Origin of the sequence: Massilia sp. IC2-477, from assembly GCF_020707265.1 — a bacterium.
In the GTDB taxonomy this organism is placed as follows: domain Bacteria; phylum Pseudomonadota; class Gammaproteobacteria; order Burkholderiales; family Burkholderiaceae_D; genus Telluria.
Genome location: NZ_JAJFEQ010000016.1, coordinates 1 through 13,801, shown reverse-complemented (window position 1 = coordinate 13,801; position 13,801 = coordinate 1). Strand labels below are relative to the sequence as shown.

Annotated in this window: 15 protein-coding genes; 10 read left to right on the top strand and 5 right to left on the bottom strand. The window is 67.4% G+C overall.

The features are described 5' to 3' along the window. Nucleotides 1–70 precede the first annotated feature (70 nt). Nucleotides 71–679: a glutathione S-transferase family protein gene (locus LK542_RS23070; protein WP_227813748.1), complete on the bottom strand. Its 609-nt coding sequence runs from the start codon at nucleotides 677–679 to the stop codon at nucleotides 71–73. A 43-nt stretch (nucleotides 680–722) separates the two neighbouring features. Beyond that, entirely contained in the window at nucleotides 723–2,291 is a 1,569-nt protein-coding gene (gene glpD / locus LK542_RS23065) for a glycerol-3-phosphate dehydrogenase (protein WP_227813747.1), read from the bottom strand. A gap of 120 nt (nucleotides 2,292–2,411) precedes the next feature. Here glpD and LK542_RS23060 point away from each other — a divergent pair, with 120 nt between their 5' ends. Together LK542_RS23060 and LK542_RS23055 are read left to right on the top strand one after the other, a co-directional pair. Then, the gene (locus tag LK542_RS23060) at nucleotides 2,412–3,065 is read left to right on the top strand and encodes a phosphohydrolase (protein ID WP_227813746.1); all 654 of its coding nucleotides are present in this window, start codon (nucleotides 2,412–2,414) and stop codon (nucleotides 3,063–3,065) included. Then, complete coding sequence (locus LK542_RS23055; protein ID WP_227813745.1) at nucleotides 3,055–3,900, top strand: Sir2 family NAD-dependent protein deacetylase; 846 nt, start codon at nucleotides 3,055–3,057, stop codon at nucleotides 3,898–3,900. Before LK542_RS23060 ends, LK542_RS23055 begins: the two co-directional genes overlap by 11 nt. A gap of 246 nt (nucleotides 3,901–4,146) precedes the next feature. On the opposite strand, the gene LK542_RS23050 is transcribed toward LK542_RS23055, so the two are convergent. Beyond that, complete coding sequence (locus LK542_RS23050; protein WP_227813744.1) at nucleotides 4,147–6,231, bottom strand: ATP-dependent helicase; 2,085 nt, start codon at nucleotides 6,229–6,231, stop codon at nucleotides 4,147–4,149. Between the two features lie 419 nt (nucleotides 6,232–6,650). After that, the gene (locus LK542_RS23045; protein WP_227813743.1) at nucleotides 6,651–6,884 is read right to left on the bottom strand and encodes a hypothetical protein; all 234 of its coding nucleotides are present in this window, start codon (nucleotides 6,882–6,884) and stop codon (nucleotides 6,651–6,653) included. 92 nt (nucleotides 6,885–6,976) lie between these two features. Between LK542_RS23045 and LK542_RS23040 the strand changes: the two genes are divergently transcribed. The 4 genes from LK542_RS23040 to fghA are packed head-to-tail and all read left to right on the top strand — an operon-like array spanning nucleotide 6,977 to nucleotide 9,369. Further along, complete coding sequence (locus LK542_RS23040) at nucleotides 6,977–7,255, top strand: hypothetical protein (RefSeq protein ID WP_227813786.1); 279 nt, start codon at nucleotides 6,977–6,979, stop codon at nucleotides 7,253–7,255. A gap of 48 nt (nucleotides 7,256–7,303) precedes the next feature. After that, entirely contained in the window at nucleotides 7,304–7,888 is a 585-nt protein-coding gene (locus tag LK542_RS23035; protein ID WP_227813742.1) for a chromate transporter, read from the top strand. Further along, a complete protein-coding gene (locus LK542_RS23030) occupies nucleotides 7,885–8,466 on the top strand; it encodes a chromate transporter (protein WP_227813741.1) in 582 nt (193 codons plus the stop codon). Before LK542_RS23035 ends, LK542_RS23030 begins: the two co-directional genes overlap by 4 nt. Nucleotides 8,467–8,526: 60 nt before the next feature. Next, on the top strand, nucleotides 8,527–9,369 hold the full coding sequence (gene fghA, locus LK542_RS23025) for an S-formylglutathione hydrolase (RefSeq protein ID WP_227813740.1): 843 nt from the start codon (nucleotides 8,527–8,529) through the stop codon (nucleotides 9,367–9,369). Between the two features lie 111 nt (nucleotides 9,370–9,480). Here the strand turns inward: fghA and LK542_RS23020 are convergent, their stop codons facing one another. Continuing rightward, complete coding sequence (locus LK542_RS23020) at nucleotides 9,481–9,942, bottom strand: hypothetical protein (RefSeq protein WP_227813739.1); 462 nt, start codon at nucleotides 9,940–9,942, stop codon at nucleotides 9,481–9,483. Between the two features lie 354 nt (nucleotides 9,943–10,296). Here LK542_RS23020 and LK542_RS23015 point away from each other — a divergent pair, with 354 nt between their 5' ends. The 4 genes from LK542_RS23015 to LK542_RS23000 all read left to right on the top strand — a co-directional run bounded on the left by LK542_RS23015 (nucleotide 10,297) and on the right by LK542_RS23000 (nucleotide 13,683). Then, a complete protein-coding gene (locus LK542_RS23015) occupies nucleotides 10,297–10,767 on the top strand; it encodes an Hsp20/alpha crystallin family protein (protein WP_227813738.1) in 471 nt (156 codons plus the stop codon). Between the two features lie 96 nt (nucleotides 10,768–10,863). Continuing rightward, nucleotides 10,864–11,589 (top strand): phosphoribosyltransferase, encoded by a 726-nt coding sequence (locus LK542_RS23010; protein WP_227813784.1) that lies wholly within the window; start codon nucleotides 10,864–10,866, stop codon nucleotides 11,587–11,589. Then, the gene (locus tag LK542_RS23005; RefSeq protein ID WP_227813737.1) at nucleotides 11,586–12,329 is read left to right on the top strand and encodes a hypothetical protein; all 744 of its coding nucleotides are present in this window, start codon (nucleotides 11,586–11,588) and stop codon (nucleotides 12,327–12,329) included. The genes LK542_RS23010 and LK542_RS23005 overlap by 4 nt, the downstream gene beginning before the upstream one ends. A 16-nt stretch (nucleotides 12,330–12,345) precedes the next feature. Beyond that, nucleotides 12,346–13,683 carry an erythromycin esterase family protein gene (locus LK542_RS23000; RefSeq protein ID WP_227813736.1) on the top strand — a complete coding sequence of 446 codons (1,338 nt, stop codon included), beginning with the start codon at nucleotides 12,346–12,348 and terminating at the stop codon, nucleotides 13,681–13,683. Nucleotides 13,684–13,801: the final 118 nt, after the last annotated feature.

The following is a 13,801-nucleotide window of genomic DNA, read 5'->3' as shown; positions in this document are numbered from 1 at the left end:
GGACGGCCGGACGCTGTAGGGTGGGCATTTGTGTTTCAGGCCACTGGCCTGAAACACCCTGCCCACGCGGTCAGTACTCCGCTGCAATCCGGTCGCGCCACGCCTGCAGGTGCGGCATCCCCTCCTCCCCCGGCCGGAACTTCAACAATCCCCGCGCGAACTCCAGCGTGCAGAAGGCCGTGATATCGGCGATCGTGAAGCGTTCCCCCGCCACGTAAGGATGTTTGGCCAGCTCGCCATCGAGCCAGCGCGCCGTCGCACGCATCTTTTGCCCCTGCGCCGCGCCGAAGTCCGGGAACTGCGGCTGCTCGAGCACCGCCAGCCCCGGATGCGTGTGGCGCACGCACAGCGCCGTTTCCAGCATCAGGTGCAGCTCCATGCGGCGGTCCGCCATCTCGATGAAGGCGCGCTCGGTCGCATCCACCCCCATCAGGTTCGGCTCCGGATACAGGCCTTCGAGGTAGGTGCAGATCGCCCGCGTTTCGCTCAGCGCGCGGCCGTCGTCGAGCACCAGCACCGGCACCCGCGCCAGCGGGTTCAGGGAAGTGAATTCGGCCGTGCGGTGGCCGCCGGCGTTCAGGTCGACGTCGACCAGCTCGATGCCGTCGATGCCTTTGGCGGCGATGAACATGGTGACGCGGCGCGGGTTGGGCGCACGGGGGCTGGTGTAAAGGCGCATGAACGGTTTTATCCTTGGGCAGAAGCGCCCATGATAGCGCGGCTCAAACCGATTCGGTCAAGGGCGCGCCCGCCTCCGCGCGAGCTACGCGCATCCACGCGTCGATGGTCCGCGCATGGCCAGGGGCCATGTGCAGGCCCAGCTTGGAGCGCCGCCACAGCACGTCCTCGGCGCAGGCGGCCCATTCGTGCCGCATCAGGTAGCGCAGTTCGGCCGCGTAGAGGCCGGGCGCCACCGCCTCGCCCAGGTCCAGCATGCCGGTCGCCCCTGCCAGCAGGGTCTCGACACGGGTGCCGTAGGCGCGCCCCCAGCGCTGGGCCAGCTCCGTCGGCAGCCAGGGATGGCGGCGCGCGAAGCCGTCCAGCCAGCCGTCGAATTCGAGCACGCCGCGGCTGTCGGGCAGGCTGCCGAACAGGTCGGCGCCCGGCAGCACGGCCTTCCCCGTCCACCCCGGCTGCGCACGACCGAGCGCGCCGCTGATCCAGTCGCCGGCTTCCTCGGCCAGCCGGCGGTAGGTGGTGATCTTGCCGCCAAAGACCGACAGGAGCGGCGCAGCGGACTGGTCGTGCCCGAGCGAATAGTCGCGCGTGGCGGCGCTCGCACTGGCCGCCTCGTCCTCCAGCAGCGGGCGCACGCCCGAATAGCTCCAGACCACGTCGGCGGGCGTGATCTGCTGGCGGAAATAACGATTGGCGAGCTCGCACAGGTAATCCGTCTCGCTGCCGGCGATCGCGACCCTGTCCGGGTCGCCACCGAATTCGACGTCGGTGGTGCCGATCAGGGTGAACGCGCCTTCGTAGGGCATGGCGAAGACGATGCGGCCGTCCGGGTGCTGGAAGATGTAGGCGTACTGGTGGTCGAACAGGCGCGGCACCACGATGTGGCTGCCCTTCACAAGGCGCAGGCGGCGCAGCGGCGCAGCGCCGGTGGCAGCCTGCGCCACCTCGGCCGCCCACGGCCCGGCGGCATTGACCAGGCAGCGCGCCCGCACGCGCCGGCGGCAGTCCGCCTCCACCAGCGTCGCCATCCAGTGTGAGGGATGGCGCTCGAACGCCGTGCAGCGCGTGTGGGTCAGGATGGTGGCCCCGCGCTCGTGGGCGTCGAGTGCGTTCAGCAGCACCAGGCGGGCGTCGTCGACCCAGCCGTCGGAATACACGAAACCGCGCGTGAAGACCGGCTTGAGCGCACCGCCGGCGGGGTGCCCCGCCAGCGCTACTCCACGCGAGGGCGGCAGGAAGGCGCGCGGCGCCAGGCGGTCGTACAGGAACAGGCCGGCGCGGATCAGCCAGGCCGGCCGCTGGGCGCTGTCGTGGGGCATCACGAAGCGCAGCGGTCGCATGATGTGCGGCGCGCTGCACAGCAGCACTTCGCGCTCGGCCAGCGCCTTGCGCACCAGGCCGAATTCGCGGTGCTCGAGGTAGCGCAGGCCGCCGTGGACCAGCTTGCTGGACGCCGAGGAGGTATGCGATCCGAGGTCGTCCTTGTCGCACAGGATCACCTTCAGGCCGCGCCCGGCCAGGTCGCGCGCGATGCCGGCGCCATTGATGCCGCCGCCGACCACCAGCACGTCGCAATCGAGGCGATCGTTCCGCTTCCCGTCCGCATCCTGCATATCGCCTCCCTTACGCGGTCTGACCCGCCTGGCCGGTCCAGTGTAGGAGCCCGGTGCAACGGCGCATTTGCCTGCATCAATTATGCGGAGAATGCGCCAGCCCGTGTGTAAAATCGGCACATGCACAACACTGCCAGCGCCGACGCACTCGCCAATACACGCGCCTGGGTCCGCATGCCTTCAGGAAAGCGCCTGGACCTGCTGAACCCCACTCCCTTCGACTGGGACGACGCCGACCTGGCCCTGGGCCTGGCGCGTACCTATCGCTGGGGCGGGCATTCGGCCTGGCCCCTGCCACTGTCGGTGGCCCAGCACTCGATCGCCGTCATGCTGCTGCGCCGCGCCATGGCCCCGGCGAGCACGCCGGTGCAGGAATTGCGCGAACTGCTGCACGACGCCGAAGAAGGCCTGCTCGGCTTCGACGCCATCTCGGTGATCAAGCCCTTCCTGGGCGAGGGCTTCCGCGCCCTGACGCAGCGGCTCGAGCACATGGTCTTCCTGCGCTATGGGCTGCCGGCCTGGACCGAGAAGGAACACCGGCTGCACAAGCAGGCCGACCGCCTTGCCGCCGCGAGCGAAGCGGTGCACGTGACCGGCTGGACCCGCGACGAAGTGCGGCGCACCCTCAAGATCCGCGCCGACGTGCTGGACCAGGACCCCTTGGCCGCGCATTACGGCTGCACCCCGTGGGAGCCGTGGCCGCCCGGCGTCGCGGCGGAGCGCTTCCTGGCCGAACTCGAACGCCTCAAGCGCGAGGCCGGCCATGGCGCATGAGGACGCCATACGGCAAGCGGCCGCGCTCGTGGCCGCTGCCGACGGCTTGCTAATCGCGGCTGGCGCCGGCATGGGCGTGGATTCGGGCCTGCCTGACTTCCGCGGCACCGAGGGCTTCTGGCGCGCCTATCCGCCGCTCGGGCGCCTGGGCCTGGCCTTCCACGAGATCGCCTGCCCCGACGGCTTCGAGACCGACGCGCGCCTGGCTTGGGGCTTCTATGGCCACCGCCTGGCCCTGTACCGCGCAACAAGGCCGCACGCCGGCTTCGGTATCCTGCGCGCGATCGGCACACGCATGGCGCACGGCAGCTTCGTCTTCACCAGCAACGTCGACGGCCAGTTCCAGCGCGCCGGCTTCGCCCCCGATGCGATCGTCGAATACCACGGCTCGATCCACCACCTGCAGTGCACGCGCCCCTGCGTTGATGCCATCTGGCCTGCCGACAGCGTCGCGCCCAGCGTCGACATGGCGCAGTGCCGGCTGGTCTCGGCGTTGCCGCGCTGCCCGCGCTGTGGCGCGATGGCGCGGCCGAACATCCTGATGTTCAATGATGGGGCCTGGCTGCCTGAAAGGAGCGAAGCGCAGATGGAGCGCTTCGCGCGCTGGCGCGCGGACCTCAAGCGGCCGGCTGTGATCGAGCTGGGCGCCGGCGTCGACATCCCCTCGGTGCGGCGCATGGCCGAAGCCCAGGGCATGCCCGTCATCCGGATCAATCCACGGGCAGCGGCGGTACGGAACGGTATTGCACTCGAGTTGGGCGCGCTTGCCGCGCTGCGTCTGCTGGCAGAGGCGCTAAACATTGATCCAAGTCAATCTACAAAGCTAAGTGCTTGATCCAATTGAACATTCTTCAATATCCACAAGAACTGTGGATAAAGATGTGGAAAAGCACTACTTGACAAGCCGAAACTCCAGTAACGATGCGGGTTTCAACAAATTGCCCGTTCCGCAGGCAAAATGAAAACCTATAAAAATCAATGACTTGGTATAGCACTACTTTCGTGCAGTGTGCACTCCTACAGCAAATTCCTACAAAACCGCCTCACGGGGGATAAGTCCCTAAAATGGGTCGATCTGCGCTCATTTCCACGCGTTCCTGGCGCGCTCCCTGACCAGCATGCGCACGCTCTCCGGTACCGGCTTGCGCAGCTGCTGGGAATCCGCATCGAGCCAGGTCGTTTCCTCGAAATGCTTGAGCATGGCCGGCGTGATGAAGCGGGTGCGCGCCGCATACACGTGACGGTCGCCCATCGCGGCCTGCTGCTTGATGAAGAAGCGGTGCGGCAGCACCAGCTGCAGGTGCTCGCGGGCGCGCGTCATGGCCACGTACAGCAGGCGCCGTTCTTCCTCGATGTCGTCCTGGTTCCCGGTACTCATGTCCGAAGGGATGCAGCCGTCCACCACGTTCAGCACGTGCACCGACTTCCACTCCTGTCCCTTGCTGGAGTGGATGGTCGACAGGATCAGGTAGTCGTCGTCGAGCAGCGGAGGACCCGCACGGTCGCTGGTGGCCTCGGGCGGGTCGAGGGTGATCTCGGCCAGGAAGCTCTCGCGCGTCGCGTGGCCGCCGGCAAGCTGGGTCAGCTGCTCGACGTCGGCGGCGCGCACCTGGGCGTCGTCGTACATGCGCTCCAGGTGCGGCAAGTACCACGCCTTGACCAGCTCGATGTCGGCCGGCCAGCGCACGCCGGGCGTGCGCAGGCGCCGGTATAGCGCGCTGAAGGCGGCCCAATCGTCCTGGCTCTTGCCGGGCGCGGCGAAGCCTTCCACCGCCGCCGCCGGATCGGTGGCTTCGCCCACCGCATCGAGCAGGCGGGTGGCGGTCGCCGGGCCAATCCCCGGAATCAGCTGGGCCACGCGGAAGCCCGCCATACGCCCATTCGGATTCTGGGCGAAGCGCAGCACCGCCAGCACGTCCTTGATGTGGGCGGCTTCCAGGAACTTCAGGCCGCCGAATTTCACGAAGGGGATGTTCCGCCGCATCAATTCCAGCTCCAGCGCCGCGCTGTGGCTGGCGGCACGGAACAGCACCGCCTGCGACTTCAGGGCGATGCCCGCCTCGCGATGTTCGAGGATGCGATTGCAGACCCAGCGCGCCTGCTGCGCTTCGTCCGGGATCAGCACCAGCTGGGGCTTGAGGCTGGACGGCTTGTCGGTCCACAATGTCTTGGCATGGCGCTCCCTGCTGGCTGCGATGACGGCGTTGGACGCGTCCAGGATCGTCTGGGTCGAGCGGTAGTTGCGCTCGAGCGTGATGAGCGTTGCGGGCTGGGTGAACTGTTTCGGAAAGTCGAGGATGTTGCGCACCGTCGCACCGCGGAAGGCGTAGATCGACTGCGCGTCGTCGCCGACCACCATCACGCCCTTCCCGTCCGGCTTCATCCCGGTAATGATGGAGGCCTGCAGGCGGTTGGTGTCCTGGTATTCGTCGACCAGCACGTGGTCGAACAGCGCGCCGATCTCCAGCCCCAGCTCCGGGTCCGCCGCCATCTCGGCCCAGAACAGCAGCAGGTCGTCGTAGTCGAGCACGTTCTGCTCCTGCTTGGCGTCGACATAGGCGCCGAACAGGCGCTTGAGCTGCTCTTCCCATTCGCTGCACCAGGGGAAGGTGGACTGCAGCACCGACGCCAAAGGCTCGCGGCTGTTGACCACGCGCGAGTAGATCGACAGGCAGGTACCCTTCAGGGGGAATCGCTTCTCCGTATTCGACAGGCCGATCTCGTGGCGCACCAGTCCCATCAGGTCTTCCGAGTCGCCGCGGTCGTGGATGGTGAAGGATTCGTCCAAACCAATGCGGCCCGCATACTGGCGCAGCAGGCGCGCGCCGATCGCGTGGAAGGTGCCGGCCCAGGGCAGCGTGACCTGGGCCTGCGTCCCGCCCTTGCCAAGCAGCCGCTGCAGCACGCCGCTGGCACGCTGGCCCATCTCGCCGGCGGCACGGCGCGAAAAGGTCAGCAGCAGGATGCGCTGCGGATCGGCGCCCGCCCCGATCAGGCGCGCAACGCGATGCGCCAAGGTATTGGTCTTGCCCGAACCGGCGCCGGCCACCACCAGCAGGGGGCGCACATTGTCGGCGCCGACGTCGTGTTCGACCGCGGCGCGCTGTTCGGCATTCAGGCCGGCGAAAGGATCGTCGGTGGCGGGCTGGTCGAGGACGGCAGACATGGCAGGCGGAACGTGGAAATGCCATACTGTACATTTATCCAGTTCTCTTGTGCAAGTCGAAATTCGGCGCATTGCAAGTCCGCGCACGATTGAAAGACCGATTTTCCTTTGATCAGGTCATGGATTACATGCAGAAGTCGTGCTAAGTAGTTAATACTTAAAAAGTTTTCCGGATATCCACAAAGTCTGTGAATAACTATGTGGAAAAGCGGGGGCTTGACATGCCAAACGCGGCCATCCGTGCGGCTTTCAACAATTTGCCTATTGGGAAGGCAGCCCCGATAGCCCCAGAAATCAAGGGCTTACGTGGGCCTGTCGCATGCACGCCGCATAAAAATACAAAATTAATATCAGGAATTTTTTGTGCATAAGCCCGTTTCCGTGAACCACGGATGACCCGCACCGCAGGACGCTACGAGTCAGGCGAGCGCCTGGCCCGGGCTGAGCCGGCGCCGCGCAGGGTCGAGCAGCACGCGGGCGATGATGCGTCCATCGACGGCACGCGACTTGAGGTATTCGAGTGCGGACAGGGTGCCGGCAACGCGCATCAGGGCGATGCCGTCGTCCACGATGTCGCGCTGGCGCAGGTCGCGCCGGCTATCGGCGCTACTGGCGCCGTCTGGATTGCTCGGGGAGCTGCAAAGGGAATTCATCGTGCGCCTGACCTTTCTGGACGGAGGGGGTGCGGCTGCACGAAAGTATGGGGGAAGCGCGAACAATGTCAATATCTGATGCGAATCAATCCGTGCGTTCCCGCTTCGTGCTCGGCACCGCATGCCGCGCCTGCGCTGCGCCGCCTCTGCCGGGCCGCGCCTACAATGGCCGCGCCACCAACCACTGCGAGGACTCCATGAGCATGCATCCCGATCCCGACCTGAATCCCGGCGATGAAGCGGAACCCGGCACGCCCGGCGCCGGCGAAGACGTGTGCGAAGACTGCGCCGGCAGCGGCAAGGTCGACGGCAAGACCTGCCCCAACTGCGGCGGCAGCGGCAAGGTCATGCGCGGCATTGGCGGAGGCTGAGCCCGAAACGCATGGACGGGACACGCCTGGGGCGGCGATAATTTTCCGATGACTGCCTCGCCTTCCATCGCGCCGTCCGAGCGCTCCCGCCCTAGCTCGCTTGCCGACCTGTTCGTATCCTTCACCGTCCTGGCCCTGCAGGGCTTCGGCGGCGTGCTGGCGGTCGTGCAGCGCGAGCTCGTCGAGCGCAAGCGCTGGCTGACGCAGGACGAGTTCATCGAAGACTGGGCCGTTGCGCAGATCATGCCGGGGCCGAACGTGGTCAACCTGTCGATCATGATCGGCGCGCGCTGGTTCGGCCCGGCCGGGGCCTTCGTCGCGGTGGCCGGCCTGCTGGTGGTGCCGCTGGCGCTGGTGCTGCTGCTGGCAGCCCTGCACGCGCGCTACGCCGCACATCCCATGGTCGCCGGCGCCCTGCGCGGCATGGCGGCGGTGTCGGCCGGGCTGATCGCGGCGGCCGGCCTGCGCCTGGCCACGGCGCTCGCCCGGAACCCGATTCCCCTGCCCTGGTCGCTCGCCCTGGTGGCCGCCAGCTTCGTGCTGCTGGCCTGGCTGCGTGCGCCGCTGGTGTGGGTGCTGCCGACCGTGGGCGGGTTCGGCTGCCTGCTGGCCTGGCGCCGTTTGCGCGCATGACGGCCCCGCTGGCGCTCGGCTGGCACGACTGGCTGAGCCTGCTCGTCCACTTCCTGATGCTGTCGCTGCTGCAGTTCGGCGGCGCGATCTCCGTCACCGCCGACATGCAGCGCTTCCTGGTGCAGGAGGAAGGCTGGCTGAGCCAGTCGCAGTTCAGCGACGCGATTGCGCTGGCCCAGGCCGCGCCCGGTCCGAATGTGCTGTTCGTGGCGCTGATGGGCTGGCACCTGGGCATGAACACCGGCAGCCTGGCCGCCGCCTTTGCCGGCGTGGCCGTGACCATGGCTGCCATCCTGCTGCCCTCCTCCATCCTCAACTACCAGGTTGCCCAGTGGGGCCACCGCAATCGCGAGCGGCGCGCGGTGCGCGCCTTCCGCCTGGGCATGGCGCCGGTCGTGATCGGCATGCTGCTGGCGACCAGCTGGCTGCTTGCCGGCGCCGGCGCCGGTGCGCACCTCGCCGGCTGGCCCACCTGGCTGCTGGCGCTGCTGAGCTGCCTGGTCATCTGGCGCACCCGCCTGCACCTGCTGTGGATGCTCGGCGCCGGGGCCCTGGTCGGCGCGCTCGGATTCGTCTGACTGGCAAGCATGCACCGCGCAGGGCATACTTGCGGGATTGACCACTCATCCAGCACAACCATGCCTGAACTGCTCAGCGAACATGCCTGCTTCGGCGGCCTCCAGCGTTTCTACCGTGTCGATTCGAAGGCCATCGGCCTGCCGATGCGCTTTTCCGTCTACCTGCCGCCCGGCGCCGAAGGCAAGCGCCTGCCCGTAGTGTTCTACCTCGCCGGGCTGACCTGCATCGAAGAGACTTTCATGATCAAGGCCGGCGCCCAACGCATCGCGGCCGAGGAAGGCCTGATCCTGGTTACCCCCGACACCAGCCCGCGCGGCGCCGGCGTGCCGGGCGAGACCGATAGCTGGGACTTCGGCGCGGGCGCCGGCTTCTACGTCGACGCGACGCAAGAACCATGGGCGCGGCACTACCGCATGTACAGCCACATCCTGGAGCTGCGCGAACTGGTGCTGGCGAGCTTGCCGGCCGATCCGGCGCGGGTAGGCATCTTCGGCCACTCGATGGGCGGCCATGGCGCCTTGATGATGGCGCTGCGCAATCCCGGGCTGTTCCGCTCGGTATCGGCCTTTGCGCCGATCGCCGCGCCCATGCGCAGCCCGTGGGGCAAGAAGGCCTTCGGCGGCTACCTGGGCGCCGATGAGGCAGCCTGGCGCGCGTACGATGCGACCGAACTGATGAGCGCGATGACGGAAGCGCCTTTCCCCGGCGGGATCCTGATCGACCAGGGCCTGGCCGACAAATTCCTCGCCGAGCAGCTGTATCCGGAAGCCTTCGAGGAAGCCTGCGCCCGCGCCGGCCAGCCGCTCACGCTCCGCCGCCACGAGGGCTACGACCACGGCTACTACTTCATCTCGACCTTCATCGAGGATCACCTGCGTTTCCACCGGCGCCTGCTGGGCTGAGGGCGCGACGCGACTACCGGACTCCACGGTCTGCAAAGGCGCTGATGCAGGCACATCGGCGCATCGCAGTGGCGCCTATACTGCCCGTCCCTGGCCGGACGGGCAGCCTGTTCACCACCGGCGCTGCCGCTCCAGCCGTTCAGCCACCAGCGCAGTCACCACGGCCTGCAGCACATGGACGGCCCAACGTTCGCCGGCCTTGCGTGGACCGGCCTTCACCTCGCCTTCCGTAATGCCGAGCACTGGTGCAATGCCGCCGATGTTCACGGCGTACAGCGCGGAACCGTACAGCACGCCTAACGCTGTTGGCGACAGGCCAGGAGCCCATTCCCGCAGTTTTGGCAAGGCTGCGCCGAACGCCGCGGATGCGCCAAGGTGGTTGGCGAATTCGACGACGCTCGTGCCAGCGTCTCCAATCACCTCGCGCGATCCGGTCGTGCGATCAATCCAGTCGACCGCGTCGCGGTCCAGGGTCTTGGTCAGCAGTCCGCTCTTGCGGCCTGCAAACATGAATGCGGTCGTCACGACGCCGGCAACGACTCCTCCCAACATGGCTGCTTTGTACTTTTGCATGAGGCTTCCGATCAGTGTGGTTCAGGAATGAAGTAGCGATCAAGCTCGCTTGGTTCTGGTCAGTTTTCACCATACGTCGGGGAAAGGAAGTGGATCGGTTCGGTGCTGCACCAATGCTGTCTACAGTACCAAGCAATCCTGAACAAGCCTGGGTCAGGTCTGACAATCGGACACGAGCTCAACAATAACAACTGCGTCCAGGCAGAGCTCGTGTCCACATGTCAGACCTGACCCCGGCTGTTTGCCTTCCGCTGTGTGAGCCCGTCCGGCCCGCTTGAAAACTGGCCAACTTCGTCCTATAAATGAACTGCCGGCCCCCGCCGGCCGCGTCAATGTTCATCCATGGAGGCCATCATGAATCTCATCAGGAGAGGCAATGCCGCGCTCCCGGCCTACCGCCCTGGTGCCGTCGAGGACCAGTTCGGACGCATGGTCGAGAGCATGTTCCAGGACTTCTTCGCCCCGCTCGCCCAGGGCGGGCAATGGGCGGGCGACGCCGCCGCGACGCCGCGCCTGGACGTCAGCGAAACCGAGAAAACCTACGAAATCCAGGCCGAACTTCCCGGCGTGAACAAGGAGGACGTCAAGGTGTCGGTGGACGGACAGCGCGTCACGATCGAGGCGGAATGCCGCTCGGCAAACGAACGCCGTGAGGGTGAAACCGTGGTGTATGCTGAACGCACCGCACGCAGGTTCATGCGCAGCTTTGCCCTGCCCACCGAAGTCGACGACGGTACGGCTCAGGCACGGCTCGAGAACGGCGTCCTGCAGTTGAGCCTGCCCAAAAAGCAGGGTACTGAAGCACGCCGCCTGACCATCCAGTAGCGTCGCCCGCGCCAAGCGCCGGTTGTGGCGCTGTCCCTGGTCCGCTGACCGCGTTGCGGCGCCCTGCCGCGGCGCGGCGCGGCCGTATTGCATTCGATGATCACGTCCTTCGCTCGCTGCACCATGCCGGATACCGATGGCTACAAGGACCGCGCCCACGCCGGCCGCCAGCTGGCGCGCTGCTTGCGTCATCTCGCCGGCCAGCCCGAGCTCCTCGTGCTGGGCCTGCCGCGTGGCGGCGTGCCGGTCGCGTTCGAAGTAGCCAGGGCCCTCGGTGCGGAGCTCGATGTGCTGCTGGTGCGCAAGCTGGGCATGCCCCACAACGAGGAGTACGCCATGGGTGCGATCGGCAGCGGCGGCGTACGCGTGCTGCAGCCGGGCGTGCCCGGGCTGATGGGGGTGACGCAGGAACAGGTGGAACAGGTAACGGCGCGCGAACTGGCCGAACTCGAGCGGCGCAATCGCCTCTACCGGGGCGGGCGGCAGCCGCCGCGGCTGCAGGGGCGCTGCGTGATCCTGGTCGACGACGGCATCGCGACCGGCGCCAGCATGCTGGCCGCGGTCCGGGTCGTGCGCGGTCAGCAGGTGGCGCGGCTGGTCGTGGCGGCGCCGGTGGGCGCGCCCGCTACCCTCGCGCGCCTCGAACGGGAAGCCGACGAAGTCGTCTGCCCGCTCGCACCGCCGCGCTTTCATGCGGTCGGCCAGTACTACCGCGCCTTTGGGCAGACGGACGACGAAGAAGTACAGGATTTGCTGGCGCAGGCGTGGGCAGGCCCCGCCGCCCGGCAAGGCAACCAGGACAACAGAAAGGAGCGGACATGAAACCGATACCTACCGAGACGGGTACCGATATGGGCAACGTGGGCAAATGGCTGGGGGCGGCGGCGGCCGGCGCGCTGCTGATGTACTTGCTTGACCCCGAACGCGGCTCCGCGCGTCGTTCGCGGGCCTATTCCGCGCTGCGCACCGCAGGTAGCCGGACCGGGGCATCGGTCGACCACGCCCTGCACAGCGCCGGCGACCGCCTGGCCGACCTGAAGGACAGCGCCGCCGGCGCATTGGCGCGCGGCGCCGGCCGCCTGCAGACGCAGGCCGCGCCGGTGATCGAACGCGCCCGCCACGGCGCCCAGGACGCGGCCAGGCGCTTCGAGAACAGCGCCGAACGCCTCAAGGATCGGGCCCAGGAGCGCAACAGCTACGAACGCTACGACAGCTACGCCTCGGACCGCGATGACGGCAACCCGCGCGGCGCCCTGGGACAATGGCTGCGCAGCCTGAGTGGCCGCAAGAGCGAGGTCCACACGGGCTACCAGGAGCGCGCCGACGGCCCGCATCCGGCCCTGGTCGGCGGCGGCATGCTCGGACTGCTGAGCCTGATGCGGCGCTCGCCCGGCGGCCTGCTGGTCGGCCTGGCCGGCCTCGCCCTGCTCTGGCAGAACAGCCGGCCGAAGACCTATCGTGTCAGCGACAACATGGCGCCGATGCGGGCGCACCCGGACGAGCATGGCCAGGCACCGATGATTCCCCAGGGCGAGCAGGCCGGCAGCCGCTACCTGCATTGAATCTGGGAACCGAGCCATGGCCACCATCACCGACTATGAGACCGGCGCGCTGCGTGCAGCGGCGCGGCCGCTGACCGGCAGCGCGGCCGATTACGACCCGCTGCTCGAGCTCGTCGGCGATGCGCGCTTCGTGCTGCTTGGCGAAGCTACCCATGGCACCGCCGAATTCTACGACGAACGCGCACGCATCACGCAGCGCCTGATCGAGGAAAAGGGTTTCACGGCAGTCGCCGTCGAAGCCGACTGGCCGGACGCCTGGCGCGTCAACCGCTACGTGCGCGGCGAAGGGCAGGACGCGGACGGGCGCGCCGCCCTGTCCGGCTTCGAGCGCTTTCCTGCCTGGATGTGGCGTAACACCTCCGTGCTGAACTTCGTCGAATGGCTGCGCAAGCGCAACGATGCGGCCGGAGATAACAAGGCCGGCTTCTACGGACTCGACCTGTACAGCCTGTTCACCTCGATCCAGGAAGTCCTGCGCTACCTGGAAGAAGTCGACCCGGTGGCCGCCGAAGAAACCCGGCGCCGCTACGCCTGCTTCGACCACTACGACCAGGACAGCCAGCACTACGGCTATGCCGCCAGCGTCGGCCTGTCTGCCTCATGCCAGAAAGGCGTCCATGCGGCGCTGCAGGAACTGCAGCAGCGCGCCTTCGACTACATGCAGTCCGACGGCGCCAATCCCGAAGACGCCTTCTTCTACGCACAGCAGAACGCGCGCCTGGTGAAGAACGCGGAAGAGTACTACCGCACCATGTTCCGCGGCCGCATCTCATCCTGGAACCTGCGCGACAGCCACATGGCCGAAACCCTCGACGCGCTCGCGCGCCACCTTTCACGCGAGGGCAAGCCGGCCAAGATCGTCGTGTGGGAGCACAACTCCCACATCGGCGACGCGCGCGCCACCGAGATCGGGCGCCAGGGCGAATGGAACGTGGGCGAACTGGCGCGCAAGGCTTATGGCGAGGACGCCTGCCTGATCGGCTTTACTACCTACGACGGCCGGGTCACGGCCGCGTCAGAATGGGATGGTCCCGCCGAGCACAAGCACGTGCGCCCCGGCATGCCCGGCAGCTACGAGCACCTGCTGCACAGCGTCGGCCTGGATCGCTTCTTCCTGCCGCTGCGCGACCCGGGCCCGGCACGCGACATCCTGATGGAAGAACGGCTCGAGCGCGCCATCGGCGTGCTCTACCTGCCGCGCACCGAGCGCCACAGCCACTACTTCATGGCCCAGCTGCCGCGCCAGTTCGACGCCGTGATCCACATCGACCGCAGCAGCGCGGTGACGCCGCTCGACGCCACCAGCGGCTGGCATTCGGACGAACCGCCGGAGACCTATCCGCAGGGGTTTTAGCAGTTCGCCCAGAACTTGTTTAACTCTACACGGTCTCATTTAGTATGACGACCGCGGCTACCACTAGGAACCCATGCTCGTAGCGCACCGCATTCGGCTCGCCCCGAGCAACGTGCAG

What these genes read in the sequence shown, in the direction of transcription:
- LK542_RS23050 (WP_227813744.1), bottom strand. Translation starts at nt 6,231, where the DNA reads ATGTCTGCCGTCCTCGACCAGCCCGCCACCGACGATCCTTTCGCCGGC.
- fghA (WP_227813740.1), top strand. Translation starts at nt 8,527, where the DNA reads ATGCCTGAACTGCTCAGCGAACATGCCTGCTTCGGCGGCCTCCAGCGT.
- LK542_RS23030 (WP_227813741.1), top strand. Translation starts at nt 7,885, where the DNA reads ATGACGGCCCCGCTGGCGCTCGGCTGGCACGACTGGCTGAGCCTGCTC.
- LK542_RS23000 (WP_227813736.1), top strand. Translation starts at nt 12,346, where the DNA reads ATGGCCACCATCACCGACTATGAGACCGGCGCGCTGCGTGCAGCGGCG.
- LK542_RS23045 (WP_227813743.1), bottom strand. Translation starts at nt 6,884, where the DNA reads ATGAATTCCCTTTGCAGCTCCCCGAGCAATCCAGACGGCGCCAGTAGC.
- LK542_RS23055 (WP_227813745.1), top strand. Translation starts at nt 3,055, where the DNA reads ATGGCGCATGAGGACGCCATACGGCAAGCGGCCGCGCTCGTGGCCGCT.
- LK542_RS23015 (WP_227813738.1), top strand. Translation starts at nt 10,297, where the DNA reads ATGAATCTCATCAGGAGAGGCAATGCCGCGCTCCCGGCCTACCGCCCT.
- LK542_RS23060 (WP_227813746.1), top strand. Translation starts at nt 2,412, where the DNA reads ATGCACAACACTGCCAGCGCCGACGCACTCGCCAATACACGCGCCTGG.
- glpD (WP_227813747.1), bottom strand. Translation starts at nt 2,291, where the DNA reads ATGCAGGATGCGGACGGGAAGCGGAACGATCGCCTCGATTGCGACGTG.
- LK542_RS23020 (WP_227813739.1), bottom strand. Translation starts at nt 9,942, where the DNA reads ATGCAAAAGTACAAAGCAGCCATGTTGGGAGGAGTCGTTGCCGGCGTC.
- LK542_RS23035 (WP_227813742.1), top strand. Translation starts at nt 7,304, where the DNA reads ATGACTGCCTCGCCTTCCATCGCGCCGTCCGAGCGCTCCCGCCCTAGC.
- LK542_RS23005 (WP_227813737.1), top strand. Translation starts at nt 11,586, where the DNA reads ATGAAACCGATACCTACCGAGACGGGTACCGATATGGGCAACGTGGGC.
- LK542_RS23070 (WP_227813748.1), bottom strand. Translation starts at nt 679, where the DNA reads ATGCGCCTTTACACCAGCCCCCGTGCGCCCAACCCGCGCCGCGTCACC.
- LK542_RS23010 (WP_227813784.1), top strand. Translation starts at nt 10,864, where the DNA reads ATGATCACGTCCTTCGCTCGCTGCACCATGCCGGATACCGATGGCTAC.